This window comes from Halalkaliarchaeum sp. AArc-GB (assembly GCF_031432225.1).
Taxonomy (GTDB): domain Archaea; phylum Halobacteriota; class Halobacteria; order Halobacteriales; family Haloferacaceae; genus Halalkaliarchaeum.
Map to the genome: position 1 here is coordinate 38,321 of NZ_JAVKGM010000021.1, position 8,224 is coordinate 46,544.

Sequence of the window (8,224 nt, forward strand, 5' to 3'; positions counted from 1 at the left end):
ATGAGCGAGGAGTTCCTGGAACTCACCGTTCGGGGCGCACAGAAGCGCGACGCCGGACGGGGGATCGCCCGACTTCCGGAGTCGGCACGCCGAACGCTGGGCGTGCTGAGCGGTGACACGGTGGTCGTCGAGGGGGAGCGAACCGCGGTCGCGAAGGTATGGCCCGGCGGGGCGAACGTCTCCGACGGCGAGGTCCGGATCGACGCCGACACCCGCGCGAACGCAGGCGCGAAGATCGGGGAGACGGTTCGCCTCTCGACCGTGTCGGTGACGAACGCGAACCGGGTCGTCCTCGACGCACCGGCAGAACTGGCTTCGATCGACGTGAGCCGGGAGGCAGTCGAGCGCGCACTCGCCAGGGAGCTTCGCGACCGACCGCTCCGGACCGGCGAACAGGTCCACGTCGAACGGCTCGGCGGGATCCGGTTTCTCGTCAGCGAGACGGATCCGTCGGGAACTGTCCGCGTCGTCGACGCCACCGACGTCGGACTCGAATACGGTCGGCCCGGCGCGGATAGGTCGACACAGACCGGCGGCAGCGCCGACGGTGCCGTCGCCGACCGGGGTGGCAGCGACGGCGACACCGAAGGCCAGGTGACGCCCACGCCGGCGCCGACGACGGGAGTGACCTACGAGGACATCGGCGGTCTCGACGAGGAGCTGGAGCTTGTTCGAGAGATGATCGAACTCCCGCTGTCGGAGCCGGAGGTGTTCGCCAGGCTCGGCGTCGAACCGCCGAAGGGCGTTCTCTTGTACGGCCCGCCCGGGACCGGAAAGACGCTGATCGCCCGCGCGGTCGCAAACGAGGTCGACGCCACGTTCATCACCATCGACGGACCGGAGATCATGTCGAAGTACAAGGGGGAAAGCGAAGAGCGGCTCCGGGAGGTGTTCCGCGAAGCCGAGGAGGAGGCGCCCGCGATCGTCTTCTTCGACGAACTCGACTCGATCGCCGGAAAGCGCGACAACGGCGGCGACGTCGAGAACCGGGTGGTCGGTCAGCTCCTCTCGCTCATGGACGGGCTCGACGCCAGGGGCGACGTGATCGTCATCGGCGCGACCAACCGAGTGGACACGCTGGATACCGCCCTCCGGCGCGGCGGACGGTTCGACAGGGAGATCCAGATCGGCGTCCCCGGGGAGGCGGGCCGCCGGGAGATCCTCGAGGTTCACACCCGGCGGATGCCGCTTGCCGATGACGTCGACGTCGACAAACTCGCCGCCCGGACCCACGGGTTCGTCGGCGCCGACCTCGAGAGCCTGGTGAAGGAGGCGGCGATGACGGCGCTGCGCCGGGCCAGAGACGCGGGCGAATCGCTAAGCGGGGTAGAGGTGAGAAAACGGGACTTCGAAGCCGCGATGGCGGCCGTCGAACCCAGCGCGATGCGGGAACACGTCGCCGAGACCCCCTCGACGGTGTTCGACGACGTCGGCGGGCTCGAGGGCGCCAAACGGAAGCTCGAACGCGCGGTCACCTGGCCGCTGACGTACGCGCCGCTTTTCGAGGCGGCCAACACCACACCCCCGACCGGGATCCTGCTGTACGGCCCACCCGGCACCGGCAAGACCTTGCTGGCGCGGGCGATCGCGGGCGAAAGCCAGGTGAACTTCATCCGCGTCGACGGCCCCGAACTACTCGATCGGTACGTCGGAGAGTCCGAGAAGGCCGTCCGCGAGGTGTTCGAACGGGCCAGACAGGCCGCACCGAGCATCCTCTTTTTCGACGAGATCGACGCCGTCGCCGGCGACCGGGACGCGCTCGGCGCAGACTCCGGCGTCGGCGAGCGGGTCGTCTCGCAGTTGCTCACCGAACTCGACCGTACGGCCGACAACCCCAACCTCGTCGTCCTCGCGGCGACGAACCGGCGGGACGCGCTCGACGACGCGCTGCTCCGCCCGGGACGGCTGGAAACCCACGTCGAGGTGCCGATCCCAGACCGCGACGCCAGGCTCGCGATCCTCGAGGTGCACACCCGCGGGAAACCGCTCGCCGAGGAGGTCGACCTGGAGGAGATCGCCGACGAAACCGAGGGATACTCCGGGGCGGATCTCACCGCCGTCTGCCGGGAGGCGGCGCTGCTCGCGATCCAGGAGATCGCCGACAGCTACGAGGGCACCGAGGCGAACGACCACGCCGAAGAACTGTTGCTTTCCGCGGATCACTTCCGGGCGGCGCTGGAGGCCGTACGGCCCTCACCGGTGGGCAGTGAGTGATCCCGAACCCGAATACTTCGCCGATCCGATCAGTTCGTCGACCCGATCAGTTCGCCGTCGAGACGATCTTGACGACGTCGCCTTCAGAGAGTTCGTACTCGTCGGAGATACGTCGCTCGGATTTGGCGTCGACCGCGTGGAGGTAGCCCTCGCCGATGTCGGAATGGATCTCGAAGGCGAGATCCCTGGGCGTCGATCCGCGGGGCAACAGGTGTGCGTCGGGAAGCACGTTCCCCTGGCCGTCGGTCCACTTCCCGGCATCCTGAACGGGGTAGACAGTGACGACGTCGAGCAGGTCGTAGACGGCCGCGTTCAGCGACTCCTGGACTCCCGTTCCACCCTGCCGCTGGACGAGTTCCCGGACTGTCTCGAGGCCGCCGCGCTGGGCGTCGGTGAGGTCGCCGACGATTTCGAACGCCTCATCGCCCGGATCGTACTCGACGGCACCCGCCTGCGAGGCCCGACGCAACGCGAGCTCCCCCTCCGCAGACGCCGGCACCACCGGTCGGTCCGCCTCCAGCAACCGCTGGAGGTTCTCCTCGGGTGCGACGTCGGCCTTGTTCGCGACCAGCACCAGCGGTTTCGTCTGCCGGCGGACCGCCCGCGCGAGCGTCTCCCGGTGTTCGTCCGTCCAGTTTTTGGGATCAGGTGGATACTCGAACTCCCGGAGGACGGCCCCGACGTCGGCTTCGGTCGCGCCGAAGCCGGTGAGCATCTCCGAGAGCGCCTCGTCGATGTCGAAGTTCGGCGACCTGGATTTCCGCTCGATCGACTCCCAGTTGCGGTCGACGATCCCGACCAGCCACCGGTCCATTTCCTCTTCGATGAAGTCGACCTCCTCCATCGGATCGTACGTTCCGACGTCGACGGGCTCCCCCTCGGCGTTGGTTCCCCCGGAGGCGTCGACGACGTTGAGAATAACGTCGGCGTTCGTCAACTGATCGAGGAACTGGTTGCCCAGCCCTCTCCCTTCGTGGGCGCCGGGGACGAGGCCGGCGACGTCGACGAGTTCGATCGGAACGTATCGCTTGCCGTCCCGACACCGCTCGTTGCCACATCTGTCCCCGAGATCGAGACACGGACACTCCGTCCGGACGTGTGCGATCCCGCGATTGGCGTCGATCGTCGTAAACGGGTAGTTTCCGACGTCGACGTCGGCCATCGTCGCCGCCGTAAAGAACGTGGACTTGCCGGCGTTGGGCTTGCCCGCGAGTGCGACCGTAATCATCGGATGATGTCCTGCACACGCCGGGGCTCCCCGGACAGTTCCGGCTCGGGTTCGACAAGCTTGATGACCTCGTGGTCGGTGACGTCGGGCCAGCTCTTCCCGGTCGCCTCCTGTATCATCTCCTTGTCGAGCCTGAACTCCGTTCCCTCGTACACGACGTCGACGCCGTCCTCGTCGAAGGAAAGAATCGTCATATCAGTCTCTTATCCCCGGTCGGGTTTAACCTGTTCGAGAACCGCCTCGTAGGCGTCGGCGTACGCCTCGGCGATCCCGCCCGCATCCGCGCGGACGCGGGACGGAAGCGCGGGGAGTTCTCGCGTCGCGACCGGCTCTACCATCTCCGCGACGCGCGCGGTGCGCTCCTCGAGGCGTCCCTCCCGGGGACTCCCGCTGGCGACCGATCGGGCTCGAAGCCACCGATCGCCACGGTACACCCGCAGCCGCGAGGGCGCCACCGCCGCGACGACGTCCAGTTCGATGACCTCCCGCATGTTCTGGAGGGGGACGGCGATGTCACCGTACGACTCGATGACGACCGGCCGCGTTCCGTCTACCGTTGCGATCCGGTCGGCCAGCCGATCGAACGCCGGGAGATGCAGTTCCCGCATGGCCTCGTTGAACTCGGCGACCGATCCCACCCGTCGGGCGTCCGCGAGGGACAACCGCTCGGAGATCGGTGCCGGAATCAGCCCCTCGACCTCGGCGGCTCCGTTGACGAGATACGTCGTCTCCCCGCCCAGCGTCACGCGATCGACGAGCGCCGTGCGGTCCGCCTCGCCCAACATTCCGGTCCGGCCGGGCGTCGGACGCCAGAGACGGTGGACCGGGTTGATGCGTTCGATCGCCGAGGGGACGCCCGACGAATCGAATCCACCGGACGTCTCCGCCAGCCGTCGCGCGTCCTTGCCGTAGAGTTGACCCTCCTCGATTGCGGCGCGAACGTCGTCGTGGTCGAACCAGTAGTCGTTGCCCGCTCGGGGTTTGAATCCGACCGGCGACGGTTCCCCCCTGGCCGTCGCCTTCCCGAGTCGGTCGAGCAGCCCGACCGAAAACGTCGTCTTGCCGGCGTCGACTCTCGCGTCGCCCACGACCAGCACTGTCGGCTGTGAATTCATTGGAGACATCTGCGGGGCGTCGACCGTTCAGTCGTCGTCCCCGGATCGTTCGGCGAACCGCTCGCGGTCGGCGTCGGTCTTGAGCCCGTAGTAGCCCGGCTCCCCCTCGTCGCCGGGTTCGGCGACCACAAGGTCGTCGGCGTGGACCATCACCCACGGGATCGCCCAGTCGAGCAACACCCCCTCGGTGGCGTCGTCGAGCTCCGCGTCGGGCTCCAGTTCCTGCAGCAGCCTGGCGATCTCCGGTACAGTGTACAGTTCGTCGGGGTCGAAAAGCTCGTCTGGTGTGTAGAAATCGCAGGGATACAGACGACCGGCTTCGGACTTCGGCTTCGGCATGCGACCGGCTATGGGCCCGGGACCGATAAAAATGCGAGGTCGCTGTGTCAGCAGTGTGTCGACGATCGGAGTCGATCGCCGACGATCGACGGCCGACTATCGACTCACTCGAACAGCTCGACGGCCTCTTCACAGCGCCGGGACGGCTCCTCCCAGTCGACGACTTCGAAGAAGTTCTCGATGAACTCCCCGCGGGCCGGTCCGTAGTCGTGGTAGTAGGAGTGTTCCCAGACGTCCAGCGCCAGGATCGGGTGACCGCCCCAGATCGCGCCCTGGTCGTGTTTGTCGACGACGACGTTTCGAAGCTGGTTCGAGAACGTGTCGTACACCAAAAGCGCCCAGCCGGAGGCACCCTTCGCGGCCGCCTCGAACTCGCCGCGCCACGCCTCGTAGGAGCCGAAGTCCTCCTCGATTCGCTCGCGGAGCGCGCCGGTCGGCTCGTCGCCGCCGTCGGGGCTCATGTTCTGCCAGAACAGGTCGTGGAGGATGTGCCCCGACGAGTTGTGCGTGACCGATCGGATCGCACCTGCAGACGACGAGAAGTCGCCCGCCTCGCGGTTCGCCTCGAGTTCCTCTTCGGCACTGTTCCAGCCGTTCACGTAGCTTTGATGGTGGGTGTCGTGGTGCCACTCCAGCACCTGCTCGGAGATGTGCGGTTCGAGGGCGTCGTAGTCGTACGGCAACGGATCGAGTTCGTAGTCTGTCATACTATCTCACCGAATGTGTACTAGGACGGAATCCTGTTAAATATTGAGGATAGGAATGTTACCACACTACAGTGTCAGGTAACCGATCCCGGTTGCATCGATCCGGCCCTTGACGCAACGGGTTACGGTTCCCCCAACAGGAAAGATCACTGCAGTCGATTACATCAGCGATCAGTCAAACTCGGCGTCGTCACGCCCGCTTTCGGCCCCGTCACGACCGTCTGCGGCGTCGGCCCGGTCGGTTCGGACGACGTCGAACCGGCGGTCGTACTCGATCACCGTCGCGATCCGATCGGCGACGTCGCGACCGGCGATCCGTTCGACCAGGTGGAGGGCGAGATCGAGTCCGGAGGTGACCCCCCCGGCAGTGAGCAGATCGCCGTCGTCGACGACCCGGGCCTCCCGCACGTCCGCACCGGTCCTCCGGAGTTCCGTCAGAGCGCTTTTGTGTGTCACCGCGGGTCGATCGTCCGTCAGCCCGGCGGTCGCGAGCAGCATCCCGCCGGTACACACCCCAGCCACGCGCGCGCCGGCCCGGTGGTGAGCCGAGAGCGCGCGCGGGAGGTCGCCACGCTGGGCCTGCACCCACGCCGAGGCCTCCTCGTCGCGCGCGTTCCAGCCGCCGCCGGGAACCACGAGCAGGTCGGGTGCGTCGGGATCGTCCGGTTCGGGAAGCGTCCCGTCCGGGACGATCCGCGTCCCGTGGCTGGCTGTGACCTGCTCTGTAGGCTCGAGCGTCCGGTAGCTGGGGTCGATCCCGGCGCCGAACTCCCGGGCGTAGTCGAACACCTCGTAGGGGCCGATCCCGTCCAGTTCGTCGAACCCGTCGTAAAGCAGGATGTGGACGGTCGTTCCGTCGGGATGGCAGTCCACGTTCACACGCGCTGTGAGGGGGCAACCCTCTTGTAGTCAGCGGTCACGTTCTTGTAGTCGGCGGTCACGTTCTTGTAGTCGGCGGTCACGTCCCCGAGGCTTCTTTTGACGGGGCTCCACCAGTGGACGTATGGACCGAATCGAACGCCGTGTCGGAACCCTGTTGCGCGAGCGCGGGGAGACCGTCGCCGTCGCCGAATCCCTCACCGGCGGCCACGTCTCGGATCTGCTCACGGACGTTCCCGGCGCGAGCGACTACTTCGACCGGGGGATCGTCACGTACGCCTACGACGCCAAACGGGGGGAACTCGCCGTACCGCGGGAAGCACTCGACGAACACGGGGCGGTCAGCGAACCCGTCGCCCGCGCGATGGCCCGCGGCGTCCGGGACGTCGCCGACGTGACCTGGGGCGTCGCCGCCACAGGGATCGCGGGCCCGTCGGGCGGCACCGAGGACAAGCCCGTCGGACTCGTGTATCTCGGGGTCGCGTACGCCGCCCCGTGGGGAACCGGGGAGTCGTTCGCCCGGGTGAAACGGGACGTCTTCGACGGCGACCGGGCGGAGATCAAGGACGCGAGCGCCCGCGGCGCCCTGTCGTTGCTGGCGGAGACGATCGAGTCGACGCCGGCCCCCGACGGGACGGAACCCTGAAAAGGGACGGTTCACTCCTCGAGGAGTCGGCCGATCGCCTCCAGCCGTTCGGCGTCGTAAGTGGTGAGGTCGTACCGCGTGGCGCTTACGGTTTCGCCCCACCGTCCGATGACGTCGAACTCGACGAGCGCACCCAGCGCGGCACCGAGCGTCCGGGGCGTCGTCGTCGGCTCCTCCAGCGACGCGTGGATCTGTCTGGCCTGTGGGTAGTTCCGCCCGCACGCCTCGATCCCGCGTTTGGCCTCCCGCCAGTGCTGCCGGAGGTAGCCGTACTTCGTCGGCTCCTCGCGTCGGAACCGCTCGATGGTCGTCGACAGGTCGTCGGCGAGGTGTGCTTTGGGCCCCTCAACCACCGAATCGAACGGTGCGCGAAGTCGCTCGAACGACGCGGTCTCGACCGCTTCGAAGTCACAATACGCGTACAGCGTCGCTTCGGTCGCGGAAATTGACGCCGAAAGCGCTTCGAGCGCGTCAGCCACACCGTCTACGTCGTCGTCGACGAGTAGACCCGACAGCGAATCGACGTACACGATCGGGGCGTACCCCGCAGCCCCCCACCGATCGACGTAGCTCCGTGCGGCCCCCAGTACGCCGGCTGCGCTGACGGGTCGAGACAGCGCGGTCAACGCGACGTTTCCGTCCGAAGAGATCCGCGTGCCCGGGATCGACGGCGTCCCCGGCTGCGGCTCCGACTGGAGCCCCCCGGGCGTGGCTGCCGACCCGTCCGATCCCCCCTCGACTACCCCACCGGCGCCCCCTCTCGCGATGTCGTGGACGTCGACGTACGCCTCCCGCTCCGGCACCCAGCTGGACTCCCGCCGCCAACGGCGCCGCCAGCCTTCCGCGTCGTGGTCGAACAGCACCGCGAGCGCGCGGTCCTCCACCGCCGCTGTCGGCGGGACGGCTCCCCCGGGGCTGTCGCAAACGAGGGTCATCGTTCCCGGGGCGGGGACGACAGGCCGGTCGGAGATCATTTCAAGTTATATACAAGCGAGTTCCGTGCTAGTATAAGTATATCGGTAGGAGAAGCTATCGGCAGGAGAAACGGTCGGTGCTGGCCGATACTGCGAGCGTTGCCACTCTCCGACTGTGAATA

General features: G+C 67.4%; 9 protein-coding genes. 2 read left to right on the forward strand and 7 right to left on the reverse strand.

Translation table 11 applies throughout. From position 1 onward, the window contains the following. Positions 1-2,214, forward strand: a complete 2,214-nt coding sequence (locus RH858_RS15470) for an AAA family ATPase (protein ID WP_310562360.1) — start codon at positions 1-3, stop codon at positions 2,212-2,214. Positions 2,215-2,260: 46 nt separating this feature from the next. Here RH858_RS15470 and RH858_RS15475 read toward each other — a convergent pair whose 3' ends face one another. The 6 genes from RH858_RS15475 to RH858_RS15500 form a co-directional block, all read right to left on the reverse strand. Next, positions 2,261-3,442 (reverse strand): redox-regulated ATPase YchF, encoded by a 1,182-nt coding sequence (locus RH858_RS15475; protein ID WP_259535596.1) that lies wholly within the window; start codon positions 3,440-3,442, stop codon positions 2,261-2,263. Further along, the gene (locus tag RH858_RS15480) at positions 3,439-3,636 is read right to left on the reverse strand and encodes a DUF5800 family protein (protein WP_259535594.1); all 198 of its coding nucleotides are present in this window, start codon (positions 3,634-3,636) and stop codon (positions 3,439-3,441) included. The genes RH858_RS15475 and RH858_RS15480 overlap by 4 nt, the downstream gene beginning before the upstream one ends. A 9-nt stretch (positions 3,637-3,645) precedes the next feature. Next, positions 3,646-4,566, reverse strand: coding sequence for an ATPase (locus RH858_RS15485; protein WP_259535592.1), 921 nt, complete (start codon positions 4,564-4,566; stop codon positions 3,646-3,648). A gap of 18 nt (positions 4,567-4,584) precedes the next feature. Continuing rightward, positions 4,585-4,896 (reverse strand): DUF5827 family protein, encoded by a 312-nt coding sequence (locus RH858_RS15490; RefSeq protein WP_259535590.1) that lies wholly within the window; start codon positions 4,894-4,896, stop codon positions 4,585-4,587. Between the two features lie 104 nt (positions 4,897-5,000). Further along, positions 5,001-5,603 (reverse strand): superoxide dismutase, encoded by a 603-nt coding sequence (gene sod, locus RH858_RS15495; RefSeq protein WP_259535588.1) that lies wholly within the window; start codon positions 5,601-5,603, stop codon positions 5,001-5,003. Positions 5,604-5,774: 171 nt separating this feature from the next. Continuing rightward, complete coding sequence (locus RH858_RS15500) at positions 5,775-6,476, reverse strand: DJ-1/PfpI family protein (protein WP_310562361.1); 702 nt, start codon at positions 6,474-6,476, stop codon at positions 5,775-5,777. 130 nt (positions 6,477-6,606) lie between these two features. Between RH858_RS15500 and RH858_RS15505 the strand changes: the two genes are divergently transcribed. Beyond that, positions 6,607-7,128, forward strand: a complete 522-nt coding sequence (locus tag RH858_RS15505; RefSeq protein WP_259535584.1) for a CinA family protein — start codon at positions 6,607-6,609, stop codon at positions 7,126-7,128. A gap of 11 nt (positions 7,129-7,139) precedes the next feature. On the opposite strand, the gene RH858_RS15510 is transcribed toward RH858_RS15505, so the two are convergent. Beyond that, positions 7,140-8,063, reverse strand: coding sequence for a hypothetical protein (locus tag RH858_RS15510; protein ID WP_259535582.1), 924 nt, complete (start codon positions 8,061-8,063; stop codon positions 7,140-7,142). Positions 8,064-8,224 lie beyond the last annotated feature (161 nt).